This window comes from Nonomuraea sp. NPDC050394 (assembly GCF_044459065.1).
Classification (GTDB): domain Bacteria; phylum Actinomycetota; class Actinomycetes; order Streptosporangiales; family Streptosporangiaceae; genus Nonomuraea.
Map to the genome: position 1 here is coordinate 422,226 of NZ_JBITIO010000004.1, position 17,771 is coordinate 439,996.

Annotated in this window: 13 protein-coding genes; 4 read left to right on the forward strand and 9 right to left on the reverse strand. The window is 70.2% G+C overall.

Annotation, left to right across the window (positions count from 1 at the left end; all coding sequences use genetic code 11):
* The first annotated feature begins 32 nt into the window (after positions 1 to 32).
* Both ACIBKY_RS19465 and ACIBKY_RS19470 read left to right on the forward strand, forming a co-directional pair.
* The gene (locus tag ACIBKY_RS19465) at positions 33 to 1,808 is read left to right on the forward strand and encodes an endonuclease/exonuclease/phosphatase family protein (RefSeq protein WP_397098037.1); all 1,776 of its coding nucleotides are present in this window, start codon (positions 33 to 35) and stop codon (positions 1,806 to 1,808) included.
* An 8-nt stretch (positions 1,809 to 1,816) separates the two neighbouring features.
* A complete protein-coding gene (locus ACIBKY_RS19470; protein ID WP_184966799.1) occupies positions 1,817 to 2,266 on the forward strand; it encodes an Rrf2 family transcriptional regulator in 450 nt (149 codons plus the stop codon).
* Positions 2,267 to 2,310: 44 nt separating this feature from the next.
* On the opposite strand, the gene ACIBKY_RS19475 is transcribed toward ACIBKY_RS19470, so the two are convergent.
* Positions 2,311 to 3,618 carry an MFS transporter gene (locus ACIBKY_RS19475; RefSeq protein ID WP_397098038.1) on the reverse strand — a complete coding sequence of 436 codons (1,308 nt, stop codon included), beginning with the start codon at positions 3,616 to 3,618 and terminating at the stop codon, positions 2,311 to 2,313.
* Positions 3,619 to 3,700: 82 nt separating this feature from the next.
* Between ACIBKY_RS19475 and ACIBKY_RS19480 the strand changes: the two genes are divergently transcribed.
* Positions 3,701 to 4,288: a TetR/AcrR family transcriptional regulator gene (locus tag ACIBKY_RS19480; protein ID WP_397098039.1), complete on the forward strand. Its 588-nt coding sequence runs from the start codon at positions 3,701 to 3,703 to the stop codon at positions 4,286 to 4,288.
* On the forward strand, positions 4,275 to 5,048 hold the full coding sequence (locus ACIBKY_RS19485) for a DNA-formamidopyrimidine glycosylase family protein (protein ID WP_397098040.1): 774 nt from the start codon (positions 4,275 to 4,277) through the stop codon (positions 5,046 to 5,048). Before ACIBKY_RS19480 ends, ACIBKY_RS19485 begins: the two co-directional genes overlap by 14 nt.
* Here the strand turns inward: ACIBKY_RS19485 and ACIBKY_RS19490 are convergent.
* The 8 genes from ACIBKY_RS19490 to ACIBKY_RS19525 form a co-directional block, all read right to left on the reverse strand.
* The gene (locus ACIBKY_RS19490) at positions 5,045 to 5,401 is read right to left on the reverse strand and encodes a helix-turn-helix domain-containing protein (RefSeq protein ID WP_184966807.1); all 357 of its coding nucleotides are present in this window, start codon (positions 5,399 to 5,401) and stop codon (positions 5,045 to 5,047) included. The genes ACIBKY_RS19485 and ACIBKY_RS19490 overlap by 4 nt on opposite strands.
* A 256-nt stretch (positions 5,402 to 5,657) precedes the next feature.
* Complete coding sequence (locus tag ACIBKY_RS19495) at positions 5,658 to 6,155, reverse strand: CinA family protein (protein WP_397098041.1); 498 nt, start codon at positions 6,153 to 6,155, stop codon at positions 5,658 to 5,660.
* Positions 6,152 to 6,724, reverse strand: a complete 573-nt coding sequence (pgsA, locus tag ACIBKY_RS19500; protein WP_397098042.1) for a CDP-diacylglycerol--glycerol-3-phosphate 3-phosphatidyltransferase — start codon at positions 6,722 to 6,724, stop codon at positions 6,152 to 6,154. The genes ACIBKY_RS19495 and pgsA overlap by 4 nt, the downstream gene beginning before the upstream one ends.
* The gene (gene rimO, locus ACIBKY_RS19505; protein WP_397098043.1) at positions 6,721 to 8,124 is read right to left on the reverse strand and encodes a 30S ribosomal protein S12 methylthiotransferase RimO; all 1,404 of its coding nucleotides are present in this window, start codon (positions 8,122 to 8,124) and stop codon (positions 6,721 to 6,723) included. The genes pgsA and rimO overlap by 4 nt, the downstream gene beginning before the upstream one ends.
* A 36-nt stretch (positions 8,125 to 8,160) precedes the next feature.
* Positions 8,161 to 8,931, reverse strand: a complete 771-nt coding sequence (locus ACIBKY_RS19510) for a helix-turn-helix domain-containing protein (RefSeq protein WP_397098044.1) — start codon at positions 8,929 to 8,931, stop codon at positions 8,161 to 8,163.
* A 78-nt stretch (positions 8,932 to 9,009) separates the two neighbouring features.
* The gene (locus tag ACIBKY_RS19515; RefSeq protein WP_397098045.1) at positions 9,010 to 11,526 is read right to left on the reverse strand and encodes a DNA translocase FtsK; all 2,517 of its coding nucleotides are present in this window, start codon (positions 11,524 to 11,526) and stop codon (positions 9,010 to 9,012) included.
* A 403-nt stretch (positions 11,527 to 11,929) separates the two neighbouring features.
* Positions 11,930 to 12,556, reverse strand: coding sequence for a two-component system response regulator (locus ACIBKY_RS19520; RefSeq protein WP_379634049.1), 627 nt, complete (start codon positions 12,554 to 12,556; stop codon positions 11,930 to 11,932).
* The gene (locus ACIBKY_RS19525) at positions 12,553 to 17,766 is read right to left on the reverse strand and encodes a HAMP domain-containing protein (RefSeq protein ID WP_397098046.1); all 5,214 of its coding nucleotides are present in this window, start codon (positions 17,764 to 17,766) and stop codon (positions 12,553 to 12,555) included. The genes ACIBKY_RS19520 and ACIBKY_RS19525 overlap by 4 nt, the downstream gene beginning before the upstream one ends.
* Positions 17,767 to 17,771: the final 5 nt, after the last annotated feature.

A 17,771-nucleotide genomic window follows, 5' to 3' on the forward strand; every position in this document is an offset into this window, starting at 1 on the left:
CGAATCATCGCAGGCGAACACGAGGATGGCTCATGACCATCCCCCGCGGCCCGCTCCTGCTCGGGCTGGGCGTCACTTTGCTCTTCGATGTGCTGCGTGTCTTCCTGCCCTCGTTGATCACGCTGTTCGGCCGCGCGGGCGAGACGCCACCCGAGCTGATGGGACTCTACGCCGCCGCATGGTTCATTCTGCCCTTCCTCGCCGCTCTGGTCAGGCCGAGGTGGGCTCTCACGGGTGGCGCGGTCGCGCTCGTCCTGGCCCGCCTGCTGCTACAGGCCGAGATCTCGCAGCTCTACGTCGCCTCGGCGGGCGTCAGCGCAGGTCTCGTCTTCCTGTACGGCAGCGCCCGCACGATGCCCAGATCCTGGGCCGCCCCGGGGATCATGGGCGGCCTGGCCCTGTCGTTCACCGTCCACTTCCTGCTGGACGGCGTGGACCTGGTCTGGCGTGACGGCCCGGTGGCCTGGCTGGCGACCGCCACGCTGTGCGCCGCGTTCCTCGCCCTGACCTGGAGCTTCCGCCCGTCGGACGCCGATCCGGCCCCGTGGTCGGTGTGGTTCCTGGGGGGCCCGGTGATGCTGGTCGCCGGCATGTCGGCCACCGCGCAACGCACCGACGCGGGACCGGGCGGCGGCTGGCTGTGGGTGATGCCCGTGGTGCTGGCGCTGGTCTGCTCCCCTTACCTGGCCACCCGGCCGCCGCGCTCGTCCTCGGGCGCGATCGCCTTCGGCGTGTTGTGCGTGGCGGGCACGGTGTTCCTGCAGCCTTGGGCGGTCGTAACCGGCGCCGCCGTGCTGATGGCGGTGCCCGGCGGCCCGGCCAGGCGGCCCGGCGCGGCCGTGCTGAGCGGCGGGCTGGTGTTCTTCCTGGGGTTGTTCGCCTACTACGCCGCCTACGACATGAACCTGGGCTTCCCCAACCGGGTCGTGCCCGTCGTGGCGGGCCTGCTGATCGCCGGCGTGTCGCTGTCCGCGTATTTCCGGCACCGGCCGCCGCCCTACGCCCTTGGCCGCATAGGGCCGCTGAGCGCCGCCGCGGTCGTGGTGGCGCTGCTGGCGGGCGCGACGGCCTACCAGCCGGAGCCGGCCGTACAGGCCAAGCAGGGTGACACGCTCAAGCTCATCGCCTACAACATCCGCATGGGCTTCGGCCTCGACGGCCGCCTCTCGCTCGACCGGATCGCCTCCTGGGCCGCCGCGCAGGAGCCCGACATCGTCCTGCTCAGCGAGGTGGATCGCGGCTGGCTGCTCAACGGCGGCCACGACGACCTGGCCCGCATCGCCCGCGGCCTCGGCATGAGGTACCACTTCGCCCCGGCCGCCGACGAGCTGTGGGGCGACGCCCTCCTGACCAACCTGCCCGTCGAAGCGCTGACCTCGCACAAGCTGGGCCGGCACGACTACCCCACCGGCGCCCAGGCCCAGACGTTCACGGTGGAGGTGGGCGGCCGGGAGGTTGGCGTCGTCAACACCCACCTGCAGGCCCCCGAAGGCCAGGCGCCCGAGGTGGCGGCCATCGTCCGCGGGCTGCGCGCGGGCGGGCGGCCCGTGGTGCTGGCCGGAGACCTCAACCTGCGGCGCGGCGACCCGGGCATGCGCGTACTGGAGTCGGCGGGCCTGACGGACCCGCTGGTCGCGCTCGGCGACCCGCCCACCTCACCGGCCGACGCGCCCACGGAACGCATCGACCACGTGCTCGTCAGCGAGGGTCTGACGGTCACGTCAGCGGAGGTGCCGCCCCTGCGGCACTCCGACCACCTGCCCGTTTTGGTGGTCCTGCGCATAACCAGTGTTGACCACCAGGGATAATCGACAACATGCGCCTTTCCGCTCGTGTCGACTACGCCCTCCGTGCCGCCGCCGAACTCGCCGCGGCCGGTGCCGGCCCCACCACCGTGGGCGAGCTCGCCAAGGAGCAGGACATGCCGCCCAAGTACTTGGAGAACATCCTGCTCCAGATGCGCCGCGCCGGGCTGGTGCGCGGCCAGCGTGGCCCGGAGGGCGGCTACGTCCTGGCCCGTCCGGCCGGCGAGATCAGCCTCGCCGACGTCATCAGGGCCGTCGACGGCCCCCTCGCCAACGTGCGGGGCGAGCGCCCCGAGCACGTCGGCTACCGGGGGCCCGCCGAATCGCTGCAGGCCGTCTGGATCGCGCTGCGGGCCACCGAACGCGCCATCCTCGAAGAGGTGACGCTCGACCAGGTGGCCACCGGCGCCCTGCCCGAGCGGGTCCGCCAGCTGGCGGCCGACCCCGCCGCCTGGGACTGACCCGCAACGGGCCGCCCTAGACCTGACCCCGCAACGGGCCGCCCCTAGAGCCGACCCCGGGACGGGCCCTCGGGCCGACCCGGGACGGGTTCCGTGGCCGGCTCTGAGACGGGACCTGGGGCCGGCTCTGAGACGGGACCTGGGGACGGCTCTGAGACGCGGCCTGGGGACGGCTCCGGGGCCGGCTCACCGCCGTGGTTCCGGGTGGCCCCGCGGGCGGCGGCCCAGAGCAGCAGCAGTGCGGCCAGTTCGACAAGAGCCGCGGCGGCCGGGAGCACGGCGCTTCCCCACGCCTCCAGGAGCAGGCCGCCGAGCGCGCCGCCGCCGGACACGCCCACGTAGACCGCGCTGCTGTTGAGCGCGAGCGCCTGCGGGCCGGCCGTACCCGCGAGAGCCAGCAGCCGCGTCTGGGCGGGCGGCGGGATCCACCACGAGACGCCCGCCCACACCGCCAGCAGCGGCAGCAGCGCGAGCAGCGGCACCGGCCGGACGAACCAGCACGCGGTGAAGGCCGCCATCACGGCGGTGAAGCCGCCGACGCCCACCAGCAGCGCCCGGTCGGCGCCCCAGCCGTCCGCGGCCCGCCCGCCGAGCTGCCCGCCGACGAGCCCGGCCACCCCGGCCAGTACGAAGATCCAGCCCAGCTCCGCCGCCGTGACCCCGGCGAGGTCGCGCAGGTAGGGGGCCAGGTAGGTGAGCACCATCATGCTGCCCATCACGATCGCGACGATGCCGAGAAGCCCGAGCAGCACGGGCCGCCTGGCCAGCGGGCGCACCCGCTCGGCGATCGGCATCGCCGGCACCGGCGGCAGTTCGGGCAGCGTCCAGCGCACGGCCACCAGCGCGACGACGCCCAGCGCGCCCCCGAGCCCGAACGTGGCCTGCCAGCCGAAGGCGCCGCCGACCCAGGTCCCGATCGGCACGCCCAGCGCGAGCGAGCCGGTCAGCCCGCCCATCACCAGGGCCAGGTACCGCCCGCCGCGCCCCTCCGGCGCGAGCGCGGTGGCGATGGCGTAGGCGGCGGGCACCACCGCGGCGGCGGCCAGCGCGGCCAGCACCCGCAGGCCCATGAGCAGCGCGTACGACTCGGTGAAGGCGGCGGCCCAGTTGGCGGCCACGAAAACCAGAAGCGCCCAGGTGACCAGCCCTCTGCGCGACCAGCGCGCGGTCACCACCGAGGCCACCGGCGCCCCGAGCGCGAAGGCCAGCGAGAACACGGTCACCAGCTGCCCGGCCGCCGCTTCGCTGACCCCGAGGTCGGCGGCGATGGCGGGCAGCACACCGGCGATGACGTAATCGTCGGTGGCGAAGGCGAACGTGGTGAACATCAGCGCGAACAACCACGCGGGCATGACTCTCCCCTCAATAAAGGTAACACTCGTTACCCATATAAGGTAACGAGTGTCACCCCACCCGCGTCAAAGGGAAATCCGGATGGCCAGGACGCCCGACCCGCAGCGCCGGTCCGAGCTGCTCGACCAGATCGTCGACTACCTCGCCGACCACGGCCTGTCCACGCTGTCCATGCGTCCGCTGGCCGAGCATCTGGGCAAGTCCACGCGGGTGCTGACCCACCACTTCGCCGACAAGGAGGAGCTCCTGTCGGCCACCATGCGCCGCCTCGACGAGCGTCACCGCGCCTGGCTGCGTTCCCTGCCGGGCTGGGAGGGGGGCGACAGCGTCGGCACGATCGTGCGCCGCACCTGGGACTGGCAGCTACACGAGGAGAACCTGCCCGTCGCCCGCCTCATCCACGAGATCGAGGGCCTGGTCGCGGGCGGGCGCCTGGCCGGACACGTGCCGGAGCTGCTGTCGGACCGCTCCGCCTTCGTGGCGGGGCTGTTGCGCGAGCGGGGCGTACCGGAGAAGGACGCCCGGCGCATCTCCACGCTGGTCAACTCCGCCTACACCGGCCTGCAGCTCGACTTCCTGACCACCGGCGAGCGCGAGCGCGTGGAGGGCGCGCTCGACCAGCTCACCACGATGCTGGACGCGTGGGTGGCCGAGCATGCCCGAGGGTGACGCCGTCTACCGCACCGCCGCCCGGCTGCGCGAGGCGCTCGACGGGCGCGTGCTGACGCGTACGGACTTCCGCGTGCCACGCCACGCCACCGCGGACCTGTCCGGCCGCACGGTCCTCACCACGGCCTCGTACGGCAAGCACCTGCTCACCAGGGTCGAAGGCGGCCTGACCGTGCACACGCACCTGCGCATGGACGGGAGCTGGCGCATCATGGAGCCGGGACGCCGCCTGCCGCCCGGCGACCAGGTACGCCTCGTGCTGGCCACCGCCGAACACCAGGCCGTTGGCCTCAAACTCGGCATGGTGGACCTGGTCAGGGACGAGCGCCAGATCATCGGGCACCTGGGCCCGGACCTGCTCGGAGAGGGATGGGACGCGGCGGAGGCGGTCAGCCGGCTGCGCGCGCGACCGGAGAGAAGCATCGGAGAGGCGCTGCTGGATCAGCGCAATCTCGCGGGCATCGGGACGATCTACCGGGCCGAGACACTCTTCCTGCGCGGCGTGTGGCCATGGCGGAAGGTCGGCGAGATCGAGAATCTGGACAGCCTGGTCTCGCTGGCGCAGCGCTTGCTGAACGCCAACAAGATACACGCGGGCACGGTGACCACAGGCGACCGCCGTCCGGGCAACCAGACGTGGGTCTACGGCAGGGCCGGGCGACCCTGTCGCCGATGCGGCACCCGCATCAGCCGCGGGGAGATGGGGGCACAACCACAGGAACGCCTGATCCTGTGGTGCGGGAACTGCCAGCCGCGCTAGGCGGCCACCATGTCCTTCACCTCGGGGAAGACCGAATCGGAGATCGAACCGGGGACCGACTCGGAAAGGGGCAGACGCTCGTGCTCGGGCGCGTCGGCGAGAACGGGAGCAGCCTGGAGCTCGGCCAGCGCGAACTGGTCGGACACCTCACGCAGCACCTGCGACAACGGCACACCCAAGGCACCGCAGATCGAGGCGAGCAGCTCCGACGATGCTTCCTTCTGCCCACGCTCGACCTCGGACAGGTATCCGAGCGAGACACGCGCAAGCGTCGACACCTCGCGAAGGGTGCGACCCTGCCGCACCCGCAGCCGCCGCAACACGTCACCGAGCAGCTGACGCAGCAGAATCATCTGTCGCTCCCTCCCCGGCGCGGATGTCGGCACCACGCCTCGCGCGATCGGACTCTTCTTCTTGGGTTCGTACATACTCCTCGCCGTCATCATCGGGCGTCGCCGCTGCGTCGCACGTGGCTTGTCAGGCCCGCCGGCCGGGCGCTCAATGCTTGCTGATGGCTCACGGACCTCACTCACAGCTCCACCGTACCCGTATCCACCGACACCGCGTCAGACCGTGCTTGGCATGTTCGCTGGGGACGTAACACGGTAATCACCCGGAATGTTCCCCATTGCTCCGCTTCAGCACACCTGCGAGGAGATCGACAGCCTCGTCCACCGTCCTTACCCGGATCTCCTGCCTCGACCCTCCTCGCCCCAGATTTCGCCGCCAAACCTGGTCACCAGGTCCGCTCACGGCGATGTGCACGGTGCCCACGGGCTTGCCGTCCTGCGGGTCGGGTCCGGCCACTCCCGTCACGGCCAGGCCGTAGGTGGCACCGCACAGCTTCGCCGCGCCCCGCGCCATCGCCACCGCCACCTCGGGGTGCACGGCACCCTCCCGCCGCAGCAGATCCTCCGGTACGGCCAGCAGCGCGTGCTTCAGATCCGTCGCATAGGCGATCACCCCGCCACGGAACGCCCTGGAGGCCCCCGGCACGCCGGTGAACGCCGAACCCAGCAGCCCACCGGTCAGCGACTCGGCCACGGCCAGGGTGGCGGACTGGCGTACCAGGAGATCGAGGGCCTCGGCGGCGCGGCCGGCGCTCACTCGCCCCGCACCCGCCTGGCCACGCCGCGCAGCCGGATCGCCCGGAACACGTAGTCGATGCCCGTGCCAACGGTGACCACCACCGCCGCCCCCATCACCACCCAGCGCACCGGGTCGGAGCCCCAGGGCAGGATATACAGGACGATCGCGGCTATCTGCAGGACCGTCTTGACCTTGCCGCCGTAACTGGCCGGGATGACCGCGTGGCGCAGCAGGACCAGCCGCAGCAGCGTGATGCCGAGTTCACGGCCGAGGATCACGATCGTGACCCACCAGCCCAGCTCGCCCAGCACCGACAGGCTCACCAGCGCCGCCCCGGTCAGCGCCTTGTCGGCGATCGGGTCGGCGATCTTGCCGAAGTCGGTGATCAGGCCGTAGCGTCTGGCCAGCTCTCCGTCGAGATGGTCGGTGATCGAGGCCACCGCGAACACCCCGAGCGCGGCCAGCCGCCAGCCCGTGCCGGGCAGGAACAGGCAGACAACGAAGAAAGGGACGAGCACCATCCGGACGACCGTGAGGACGTTGGCGATGTTCCACGGGCTGACCACCCGGCGCTCGTCCTTGGTCACGGGCTGGCCTTGATACGCGCGATCAGGTCGACCCCCTCGGCGTCGACCGCGACCGCGCGCACGATCTGGCCCGGCACCAGGCCGATGCCCTGAACCGTCACGGAACCATCCACCTCGGGACCCTGGTGGGCCGCGCGGCCCTCGTAGCCGCCGTCGCCGAGGTCCTCCTCGATGAGCACGTCGAGCTCGGTGCCGATGCGCTCCTCCGCGCGCTGCGCGGTCAGCTCCTCGGCCAGCTCGGTCAGCGTCCGCACCCGCTCGTCGACGACGTCCTGGGCGAGCTTGCCCGGCAGCGAGGCCGCCTCGGTGCCATCCTCGTCGGAGTAGCCGAAGACGCCGATCACGTCGAGCCTGGCCGACTCCAGGAAGCTCACCAGCTCGCCGAACTCCTCCTCGGTCTCGCCCGGGAAGCCCACGATGAAGTTGGAGCGCACGCCCGCCTCAGGCGCCTTGTCGCGGACGGCGTCAAGGAGCTCCAGGAAGCGCTTGGGGTCGCCGAAGCGGCGCATCCGGCGCAACACCGTGCCGCTGGCGTGCTGGAAGGACAGGTCGAAATAGGGAGCGACGCCCTCGGTGCCGGAGAGCACGTCGATCAGGCCGGGGCGCAGCTCGGCGGGCTGCAGGTAGCTGGCCCGCACCCGCTCGATGCCCTCGGTCGCGGCCAGTTTGGGCAGCAGCTTCTCCAGCGCGCGCAGGTCGCCGAGGTCCTTGCCGTAGGACGTGGAGTTCTCGCTCACGAGCACGAGCTCGCGGACCCCGCGATGGGCCAGCCAGTCGGCCTCGGCCAGCAGCTCCTGCGGGTCGCGCGAGACGTAGGCGCCGCGGAAGGCCGGGATCGCGCAGAAAGAACAGCGGCGGTCACAGCCCGAGGCCAGCTTCAGCGAGGCGACCGGGCTCTCGTCGAGCCGCCTGCGCAGCACCCTCGGCCCGCTGGCCGGCGCCAGCCCCTCGGGCAGGTCGCCGTGACCTGGGATGGCGGACTTGGGCGCGCTGGCACGATCCACCGGCGAGATGGGTAGCAGGGTACGGCGGTCTCGCGGCGTGTGCGGCGTCAGCGACCTGCCGTCGAGCACGTCGTCGAGGCGCTCGCCGATCTCGGCGTAGTCGTCGAAGGAGATGACCGCGCTCGCCTCGGGCAGAGCCTCGGCCAGCTCCTTGCCGTAGCGCTCGGCCATGCATCCGGCCGCGACCACCTTCGCGCCGGAGTCGGCGGCGGCCAGCAGCGTGTCGATCGAGTCCTTCTTCGCAGAATCGATGAAGCCGCACGTATTGACGACGACGACATCGGGGTCGTCGTCACCGAGCTGCCAACCGGCAGCCTCGATGCGCGCGGCGAGCTCTTCGGAGTCGACCTCGTTGCGCGCGCAGCCCAGGGTGATCAGCGATACGGACTTTGACATGGTGAACACTACGGTATCGGGAGTTGGCCACTACCTTCACCGTGGCCGGGGTGCAGATGGCCCGAACGAGCGCCGCACCGTCTCCCCACGCCCGCCGGGCTGACCCAGATCCTTGCCGTTGACCTGCAGCAAGACCGCTCCGGCATCGCCGAAGAGCAGCTTCATCTGAGTCGGGGCCCGCCACGTCGAGCTCTTGCCCGCCGCCAGGGTCCCGGCGAACAGCTTGCGCCCCTTCGCGTCCCGCACGTTCAGATAGGACGAGCGCTTCGCCTCCACCTTCACCACGACAAGATCCTTCATCGCGGGTACGGCCGGCGCCGGCTTCTTCGGCACCGGCGGCGGCTCGGTGAACGGCGTGTTGGGCGGCACGCTGGGCGCGGCCGAGACCGGCGTGACGTCGGCGACCCGCGTCTCCCCCGATCCGCCCATCACCCGTACGACCCCGAACACCACCACGATCGCCAGCGCCACCCCCAGCGCCATCGTCCAGTTGGGCCCGCGCCGCTCGCGCAGCTTCACCCGGCGATCGGCCTGGAAGATCGTGGCCGCCCGCACCGGCATCGGCACGCCGCCGTGATGCTCGTCATAGAGGTGGACCATGGCCTCGGGATCGAGGCCGACCGCCCTGGCTATCGCCTTGATGTGCCCCCTGGCGTAGAAGTCGCCCCCGCACAGGGAGAAGTCATCGCGTTCTATCGCGTAGATCAGCGCCTCGCGCACGCGTGTGGTCGCGCTGAGCTGACCTACCGTCAGCCCCGATGCCCGTCTGGCCGCTGCCAGCGTGGACCCAATGCTCTGCTCCTGCACGGCAAACGCCTCCCCGCCCCCGACGTTGCGTAGTGGTCCATATTCAACCAGTAATCGCCGGGCGGGGAAGCATTGGGGTCACTCGCCGCGCAGGTCGGCCAGCAAACCCGCGAGTTCGTCGGGCTTCACCATGACCTCGCGGGCCTTGGAACCCTCGCTCGGGCCGACCACGTTCCGGCTTTCGAGCAGGTCCATGAGACGCCCGGCCTTGGCGAACCCGACACGCAGCTTGCGCTGGAGCATCGAGGTCGAGCCGAACTGCGTGGTGACGATCAGCTCGGCCGCCTGCAGCAGCAGGTCGAGGTCGTCGCCGATGTCCTCGTCGATCTCCTTCTTGACCGTCACCGCGGCCACGTCGTCGCGGTACTCCGCCTGCATCTGCCCCTTGCAGTGCTCGACGATCGCCGCGATCTCCTTCTCGGAGACGAACGCGTTCTGGATGCGGATGGGCTTGCTCGCGCCCATCGGCAGGAACAACGCGTCGCCCTGGCCGACGAGCTTGTCGGCGCCGGGCTGGTCGAGGATGACCCGCGAGTCGGTGAGGCTGGAGACGGCAAAGGCCAGCCTGGAGGGCACGTTGGCCTTGATCAGGCCGGTCACGACGTCCACGGAGGGCCGCTGGGTGGCGATCACCAGGTGGATGCCGGCCGCGCGGGCGAGCTGGGTGATGCGGACGATGGAGTCCTCGACGTCGCGCGGGGCGACCATCATCAGGTCGGCCAGCTCGTCCACGATCACCAGCAGGTACGGGTAGGGCTGGTAGACGCGCTCGCTGCCCGGCGGTGGCTTGAGCTGGCCCGCCCGCACGGCCTTGTTGAACTCGTCCACGTGCCGGAAGCCGCTGGCCGCCAGGTCGTCGTAGCGGCGGTCCATCTCGCCCACGACCCAGTCGAGGGCCTCGGCGGCCTTCTTCGGGTTGGTGATGATCGGGGTGATCAGGTGGGGGATGCCCTCGTAGACGCTGAGTTCCACCCGCTTGGGGTCCACGAGCACCATGCGGACCTCGTCCGGGGTGGCGCGCATAAGGATGCTCGTGATCAGCCCGTTCACGCAGACGGACTTGCCGGCGCCGGTCGCGCCCGCGATCAGCAGGTGCGGCATCTTGGCGAGGTTGGCGACGATCGTGCGCCCCTCGACGTCCTTGCCCAGGCCCACGATCATCGGGTGGTGGTCGGCCTGCGCCACCTGTGCCCGCAGGACGTCACCGAGCGCGACAAGATCCTTGTCCGCGTTGGGAATCTCGACCCCGATCGCCGACTTACCGGGGATCGGCGACAAGATCCTGACATCCGCCGATTTAACGGCATAAGCAATGTTTTTGGTGAGGGCGGTGACTTTTTCCACCTTCACGGCGGGCCCGAGCTCGATCTCGTACCGCGTCACCGTCGGCCCGCGCGTGAAGCCCATCACCTGCGCGTCGATCGTGAACTGCTCCAGCACGCTGGTCAGCGCGTTGACCACGACGGTGTTCGCCTTGGTCTGCGGCTTCGGCGCCGAGCCAGGCTTGAGGCTCTGAAGATCCGGCAGCTGGTACGGCCCGGCCTGCGGCGACAGGACAAGTTGCTCCACCTTGCGCGGAGCCGGGCTCGGCTCTGGCAGCTCCTGCTTGCGGGCCTCCGGACCGGCCGGCGACTCCTCCTCGTCCGTGAGCCCCGGCACGATCTCCGGTGAATGGTCGCCGCGCTTGTCCTTGTCCTTCTCCGCCAGGACCGGCGTGTCATACGGCTTGACCAGGTCGCCGACCTCCGGCTCACCCGGCTTCTTGGCCCTGGTCCGCTTCTTGCCCTGGTCGCCGGGTTGCGCGGGGCCGTGCCGTTCGAACAGAAGGTGCTTGAGCTCGGCCAGCCGTTCCGGAATGCGGTGGACCGGCGTGGCCGTGATCACCAGCACCCCGAAGCCCGACAGGATCAGCAGCAGCGGGATCGTGATGAACGGCGGCAGGATGCTGTGCGGCGGCGCCGAGACGATGAACCCGATGATGCCGCCGGCCTCCGACACCTTGTCCATGCCGTCGGTCTTGGTCCCCGAGGGGTACGGCACGCCGTTCGCGACGTGGATGACGCCCAGCACGCCGATGAGCAGCGCGCTCCAGCCGATCACCATGCGGCCGGTGTCGGCGTTCTGGTCGGGGTGGCGCAGGAACCGCCAGGCCAGCAACCCGAGCAGCAGCGGCAACGCCCAGGCCAGCGACCCGAACACGCCCTGGACCACCACGTTGACCACGTCGGAGACCGCGCCCCTGGCGTCGCGCCACGTCATGGCGGCCAGCACGATCGCGCCCGCCAGCACCGCCAGCCCGACGCCGTCACGCCGATGGGCGGGGTCAAGCTCACGGGCACTGGAGCCGAGCGCACGGGCGGCGCTGCCGATACCGTTGGCCAGCAGCATCCACAGCCCGACGATCAGCTTGCCGATCATCGTGAAGATCCAGCTGATGGGGTCCTGGTGGGTCACGGACGACTTGCGGGCCGAGCCCGTCCCCTTCGCCTTGGGGCGTCCCGCCGACGAGGACGTCCGCTTGGCAGGGGTCGCCCGCGACGAGTTCGACCGCTTCGCCGGCCCCTTCGGTGCGCTTTTCGGCGTACGGGTGGCCATGATGCCAAAGGTACGTCCCCAACCCCCGCCACGGCACAGAGGCTCGCCGTTGCGCCCGAAAAATCCCCTTTCCCCCACCGCCCCCACCCGGATACAGCACCCCCACCACCCCAACCCCACCCCACCAGCTCTGCCCAGTCCCGGCTGCTGGCTCTCGCCTCTCCCATCCGGTCCCGGCCACGGAGCCCCTCCTCCGGATCAGCCATCTCCGGACAACGACCTTCACCGCTCTCACGGCCCCACGCCGGCCTGGGCGACCCCTGCTGCGAGGGTCCTTGTGCGGCGACCCCGCGTGGCGCGCGGGCAGCGCGACGCGAGCGCACGCGGCACCGAGGGCAAGGTGGGAGGCCGGGCCCGGGAGGGCGAGCAGGCCGTTGCGGAGGGGTCTGGCGGGCCTTCTGGGTTAGGGGGTGGGGTGGAGGGTGTCGAAGGCGGACTGCATGGCGTTGACCCGGTCGGCCAGGTCCTTGATGGCGTCCCTGAGGCCGTCGTCGTCCGGGACCGCCGCCGTCAAGGTGGTCAGCTGGTCCTCCACGGACTTCAGGCGGTCGGCGAACGTGGTCAGCGCCTGGGCGTTGCGGGTCAGATCGGGGTCGCTGCGGAGCAGGTCGCGCAGCAGGGCCGCCTGTTCGCGCAGCATGTGGCTCTTGCGGGACAGTTCGATGAACACCGCCACCTTGCTTCGGAGCACCCACGGGTCGAAGGGTTTGGTGATGTAGTCCACGGCCCCGACGGCGTAGCCGCGGAAGGCGGCGCCCGAGCCGGTGTCGGTTCCGGTGAGGAAGATGATGGGCACGTCGCGGGTCTGGTCGAGGCGTTTGATGTGGGCGGCGGTCTCGAAGCCGTCCATGCCGGGCATCAGCACGTCCAGCAGCACCACGGCGAAGTCGTGGCGCAGCATGAGCTTCATGGCCTCCTGCCCCGACCTGGCCTTGAACAACTGCTGCTGCAACGGCCGCAGCACCGCCTCCAGCGCGACCAGGCTCTCGTCCTTGTCGTCGACAAGGAGGATCTTGACCTGGCGGATCATTCTGTACTCTCCTCCGCTTCGGCGACGCGCTCGCCGTCGAGCCAGCCGCGCATCACCTCCAGCAGGTGATCGAGGTCGACGGGCTTGGGGACGTAGTCGGACGCGCCGCAGGCGATGGTCTTCTCCCGGTCGCCGGGCATCGCCTTGGCCGTCAGCGCGATGATCGGCAGGTCGGTGAAGCGGGGCATCTGCCGTACGACGCCGAGCGTCTCGTAGCCATCCATCTCGGGCATCATCACGTCCATGAGCACCAGGGCGATCTTCTCCTCGCGTTCGAGCGCCTCGATGCCCTCGCGGCCGTTCTCGGCGTAGATGACCTCCATGCCGAGACGGCCGAGGACGTGGGTGAGGGCGTAGACGTTGCGGATGTCGTCGTCGACGATGAGTACCCGCTTGCCGGCGAAGGCGGCGCCGACGGGGCCGTCGACGAGCGCGCTGAGCTGGGCGGCCGACTGCCACAGCTCGTCGCCGCTGTCGACGACCGGCCATTCGGCCTGGGGCGGGGCGGCGCGGGTGTCGACGGCCTTGCGCAGCGGCTCGGTGGGCAGCCACGCGGGCTCCAGAGCCGCCGGCTCGGCGCCGCCCGACTCGACGGTGACGCTGGTCGCGGGGCAGACGGCGGGCACGAACAGGGTGAACGTGCTGCCGCGCCCGGGTTCGCTGACGGCGTGGATCTGGCCGCCGAGCAGCCGGGCGATCTCGCTGCTGATGGACAGTCCGAGGCCGGTGCCGCCGTACTTGCGGCTGGTGGTGCCGTCGGCCTGCTGGAAGGCGCCGAAGATGGCGGGCAGCTTGTCGGCGGCGATGCCGATGCCGGTGTCGGAGACGGCGAAGGCGATCACGTCGCCCGGCCGGGTGTGGCCGTCGTCGCCCCCGGAGGCGAAGGCGCCGACGTTGGAGACGGCCAGGCGTACCTCGCCGCTGCTGGTGAACTTGACCGCGTTCGACAGCAGGTTGCGCAGGATCTGCTGCAGCCGCCGCTCGTCGTTGAACATCTCCCGCGGTACGCCGGGGTGCACCTCGATCTCGAAGGTGAGACCCCGGTCGACCGTGAGCGGGCGGAAGGTGGCGTCGACGTAGTCGAGGACCTTGCTGAGCGGCAGGTTCTCCGGCCGCACGTCCATCCGGCCGGCCTCGATCTTGGACAGGTCGAGGATGTCGTTGATGAGCTGGAGCAGGTCGCTGCCGGCGTTGTGGATCGTGGAGGCGAACTCGACCTCCTGCGCGGACAGGTTGTTCTCGGGGTTGTCGGCCAGCAGCCTGGCCAGGATGAGCAGGCTGTTGAGCGGCGTACGCAGCTCGTGCGACATGTTGGCCAGGAACTCCGACTTGTAGCGCGAGGAGGTGGCCAGCAGGTGCGCCTTCTCCTCCAGCGCGGCGTTGGAGCGGCGCAGCTCGGCCTGCTGGCGCTGGAGTTCGTCGGAACGGCCCTGCAACTGCTGGGCCAGCCGCTGTGACTCCGACAGCAGCGACTCGGTCCTGGCGTTGGCGATGATCGTGTTGATGGCCACGCCGATCGTGACCACGAACTGGTCGAAGAAGGCCAGGTGGACCTCGCTGAAGCGGCTGAAGGAGGCCAGTTCGACGACGCCGAGCACCTTGTCCTCGAACAGGATCGGCAGCACGACCACGCTGGCGGGCGCGGCCTCGCCGAGCCCGGTGTGGACCTTGATGTAGTCGGCGGGCACGTCTTCGAGCAGGATGCGCTTCTTCTCCAGCGCCGCCTGCCGGATCAGGCCGGGGCCCTCGGTGCCGGGGTCGGGCAGCACGTCCCGGTCGTGGGCGGCGCCGTACCCGGCGATGAAGGCGAGCGCGCCGTCGCGCGCGTCGAGATCGGCGAGGTAGAACGCGCCGAACTGCGCGCTGACCAGCGGGGTGAGCTCGCGCAGGATGAGGTCGGCGACCTCGACGAGGTCGCGGTGGCCCTGCATGAGCCCGGCGATGCGGGCGAGGTTGGACTCCAGCCAGTCCTTGGCCCGGGTGGTCTCGCGCAGGTTGGCGACCATGAGGTTGACGTTGTTCTTGAGCTCGGCGACCTCGCCCTTGGCTTCGAGGCTGATGCTGCGGCTGAGGTCGCCCTGGGCGACGGCGCTGGCGACCTCGGCGATCGCGCGCACCTGGGTGGTGAGGTTGCCGGCGAGCTCGTTGACGTTCTTGGTGAGGCGTTCCCAGGTGCCGTAGACGCCTTCGACCTCGGCCTGGCCGCCGAGGCGGCCTTCTGAGCCGACCTCGCGGGCCACGCGGGTGACCTCGGCGGAGAAGGACGAGAGCGTGTCGACCATGGTGTTGATCGTGGTCTTGAGCTCCAGGATCTCGCCCCGGGCGTCCACGTCGATCTTCTTGGACAGGTCTCCGTTGGCGACGGCGGTGGCCACCTGGGCGATGTTGCGTACCTGGGAGGTGAGGTTGGAGGCCATGAAGTTGACGTTGTCGGTCAGATCCTTCCAGACGCCGGACACGCCCCGGACCTGGGCCTGACCGCCCAGGCTGCCTTCGGTGCCGACCTCGCGGGCCACGCGGGTCACCTCGTCGGCGAAGGCGGAGAGCTGGTCGACGGTGGTGTTGATGGTGTCCTTGAGCTGGAGGATCTCACCGCGGGCGTCGACGGTGATCTTCTTGGACAGGTCTCCGTTGGCGATGGCCGTGGTGACGACGGCGATGCTGCGTACCTGGGAGGTGAGGTTGGACGCCATGAAGTTGACGTTGTCCGTGAGGTCCTTCCAGACGCCCGACACGCCCCGGACCTGCGCCTGACCACCCAGGCGGCCCTCGGTGCCCACCTCGCGGGCCACCCTCGTCACCTCGTCGGCGAACGCGGACAGCTGATCGACCATCGTGTTGATGGTGTCCTTGAGCTGCAGGATCTCGCCCCGGGCATCAACGGTGATCTTCTTGGACAGGTCGCCCTCGGCGATGCCGGTGGTGACCTGGGCGATGTTGCGTACCTGGGAGGTGAGGTTGTCGGCCATGAAGTTGACGTTGTCGGTGAGGTCCTTCCACACGCCAGAGACGCCCTTCACCACCGCCCGGCCGCCGAGCTGGCCCTCCGTGCCGACCTCGCGGGCCACCCTCGTCACCTCGTCGGCGAAGGAGGAGAGCTGGTCGACCATGGTGTTGATGGTGTTGGTCAGCTCCAGGATCTCGCCCTTCACCTCCACGGTGATCTTCCTGGACAGGTCGCCCTGGGCCACGGCGGTGGCCACCTGGGCGATGGAGCGCACCTGGGTGGTCAGGTTGTCGGCCATGAAGTTGACGTTGTCCGTGAGGTCCTTCCACACGCCGGACACGCCCCGGACCTGCGCCTGACCGCCCAGCCGGCCTTCCGTGCCGACCTCGCGGGCCACCCGCGTGACCTCCGCGGCGAACGCGGACAACTGGTCGACCATCGTGTTGACGGTGTCCTTGAGCTGGAGGATCTCGCCCTTCACGTCAACGGTGATCTTCCGCGACAGGTCGCCCTGGGCCACGGCGGTGGCCACGGTGGCGATGTCGCGTACCTGCGTGGTCAGGTTGGAGGCCATGAAGTTGACGTTGTCGGTGAGGTCCTTCCACACGCCCGAGACGCCCTTCACCACCGCCCGGCCCCCGAGCTGACCCTCCGTGCCGACCTCGCGGGCCACCCGCGTCACCTCGTCGGCGAACGCCGAGAGCTGGTCCACCATCGTGTTGATGGTGTCCTTCATCTGCAGGATCTCACCGCGCGCGTCCACGGTGATCTTCTTGGACAGGTCTCCGTTGGCCACCGCCGTGGTGATCTGGGCGATCGAGCGCACCTGGGAGGTGAGGTTGTCGGCCATGAAGTTGACGTTGTCGGTGAGGTCCTTCCAGGTGCCGGAGACCCCGCGCACGTCGGCCCGGCCGCCGAGCTGACCCTCGGTGCCGACCTCGCGGGCCACCCGCGTCACCTCGCTGGCGAACGCCGAGAGCTGATCGACCATCGTGTTGATGGTGTCCTTGAGCTGCAGGATCTCGCCACGCGCATCGACGGTGATCTTCCGCGACAGGTCGCCCTGCGCGACCGCGGTCGTCACCTGCGCGATGGAACGCACCTGCGTCGTCAGGTTGGACGCCATGAAGTTGACGTTGTCGGTGAGGTCCTTCCAGGTGCCCGAGACGCCCTTCACCTCGGCCCGGCCGCCGAGCTGGCCCTCCGTGCCGACCTCGCGGGCCACCCTCGTCACCTCGTCGGCGAACGCCGAGAGCTGATCGACCATCGTGTTGATGGTGTCCTTGAGCTGCAGGATCTCACCACGCGCATCGACGGTGATCTTCTTGGACAGGTCGCCGTTGGCCACGGCCGTCGTCACCTGTGCGATCGAACGCACCTGCGTCGTCAGGTTCGACGCCATGAAGTTGACGTTGTCCGTGAGGTCCTTCCACACCCCGCTCATCCCGCGCACCTGCGCCTGACCGCCCAGGCGGCCCTCGGTGCCGACCTCGCGGGCCACCCTCGTCACCTCGTCGGCGAAGGCGGACAGCTGATCGACCATGGTGTTCACGGTGAGCTTGAGCTCCAGCAGCTCGCCGGTGGCCTCGACCGTCACCTGCCGGGTCAGGTCGCCCCTGGCCACGGCGGTGGTGACCACCGCGATGTCGCGCACCTGCGCGGTCAGCCGTCCGGCCATGGCGTTGACCGCCTCGGTCACGTCGCGCCAGCTGCCCTGCATGCCCTGCACCTTGGCCCGGCCGCCCAGGCGGCCCTCGGTGCCGACCTCGCGGGCCACCCTCGTCACCTCGCCGGAGAACAGCGCGAGCTGGTCGACCATGCGGTTGACGGCCTTGCCCATCAGCCGCAGCCCGCCGCGCAAGGGCCGGCTGTCCTCCTGCAGGTCGACGCGCTGCGACAGGTCGCCGTCCGCGACGGCGTTGAGCACCCGGGTGGCCTTGGCCGCCGGGATCACCAGGGCGTCGATGAGCGAGTTGACCGCGGTGACGTTACCCGCCCAGGATCCGGCCCCCTGACTGGGGCTGATCCGCTCGTCGAGGTGGCCCTGCCTGGCGACCTCGGTGCGGACTCTGTTCAGCTCTCTGGACATGTGCTCGTTGCGCTCGACCACCTGGTTGAAGGCGACCGCGAGCTCCGCCAGGACCGGATCGTCGGGCACCGGCAGCCTGCTGCGGAAGTTGCCGTCGCGCAGGCCGTGCAGGGCGACGAGTAACGGGCGCAGATCGGCGGATTGGAGCGCTCCAGGAGCAAGCGATGTGACCATGGCCG

Bases quoted from the DNA above. Each gene is read 5' to 3' on its own strand.
- ACIBKY_RS19490 (WP_184966807.1), bottom strand. From the start codon at position 5,401: ATGATTCTGCTGCGTCAGCTGCTCGGTGACGTGTTGCGGCGGCTGCGG.
- ACIBKY_RS19485 (WP_397098040.1), top strand. From the start codon at position 4,275: ATGCCCGAGGGTGACGCCGTCTACCGCACCGCCGCCCGGCTGCGCGAG.
- ACIBKY_RS19525 (WP_397098046.1), bottom strand. From the start codon at position 17,766: ATGGTCACATCGCTTGCTCCTGGAGCGCTCCAATCCGCCGATCTGCGC.
- ACIBKY_RS19470 (WP_184966799.1), top strand. From the start codon at position 1,817: ATGCGCCTTTCCGCTCGTGTCGACTACGCCCTCCGTGCCGCCGCCGAA.
- ACIBKY_RS19480 (WP_397098039.1), top strand. From the start codon at position 3,701: ATGGCCAGGACGCCCGACCCGCAGCGCCGGTCCGAGCTGCTCGACCAG.
- ACIBKY_RS19465 (WP_397098037.1), top strand. From the start codon at position 33: ATGACCATCCCCCGCGGCCCGCTCCTGCTCGGGCTGGGCGTCACTTTG.
- ACIBKY_RS19515 (WP_397098045.1), bottom strand. From the start codon at position 11,526: ATGGCCACCCGTACGCCGAAAAGCGCACCGAAGGGGCCGGCGAAGCGG.
- ACIBKY_RS19520 (WP_379634049.1), bottom strand. From the start codon at position 12,556: ATGATCCGCCAGGTCAAGATCCTCCTTGTCGACGACAAGGACGAGAGC.
- ACIBKY_RS19475 (WP_397098038.1), bottom strand. From the start codon at position 3,618: ATGCCCGCGTGGTTGTTCGCGCTGATGTTCACCACGTTCGCCTTCGCC.
- rimO (WP_397098043.1), bottom strand. From the start codon at position 8,124: ATGTCAAAGTCCGTATCGCTGATCACCCTGGGCTGCGCGCGCAACGAG.